The sequence below is a fragment of the Fannyhessea sp. C0108B2 genome, assembly GCF_056583915.1.
The window spans coordinates 1-555 of the sequence record NZ_JBWPJQ010000020.1 but is presented as its reverse complement, the minus strand read 5'-3'; the positions used below and the strand labels follow the sequence as shown (position 1 = coordinate 555).

1 protein-coding gene is annotated in these 555 nt (G+C 42.9%); it reads right to left on the bottom strand.

Annotated features, from left to right (window positions below; all coding sequences use genetic code 11):
- Window positions 1-555, bottom strand: a 555-nt coding sequence (locus AC1DBT_RS05930; RefSeq protein ID WP_480019005.1) for a G5 domain-containing protein, incomplete at both ends; no start/stop codon positions are given.

Below are 555 nucleotides of genomic sequence, written 5' to 3'. Positions count from 1 at the left end.
AGCGTCTGCCTTATATACAGTCTTAAACTTAATAGGCGCAGTTGTTTTCTTAACGTTTCCAACCTTCACAACCTTATTAGTTGCCTTTTGAATTATTTCACTATTTGAAGCATCTAAGGTTCCAATCACACCAGTAGTGCTGTCTACGCCATAAAATTTTTCTATTTTGCGCGTTCCTTTGGTACCCGCGGTCTCTTTTGTGGTGTTATACGCAAGCGAGCTATCAGCTTCATAGGTTGTACCAGGCGTAATGTCTTCATACGTTGTCTCTTTGTTGCCAACCTCTGTGACACCATCTGTTGCTGGGGTATTGAGGGTTACCTTACCATTACCGTCGGTTACTTTCTTGCCGTCGACAGGGTCGCTTGTCTTCATGGTGGTGTTGAAGGCAAGATCTGGACTTCCTTTATACGTCATTTTTCCAATAAGCACTTCAGTTTTGGTGGGGTGCTCATCTTTTTTAAATACCGCATACACAGTTGTGTCTGCAGAAATAGCTTTGGTGCTCGAAAAATCCGCGTCAGTAGCATTTTTCTGGGTACTCCAACCTACAAA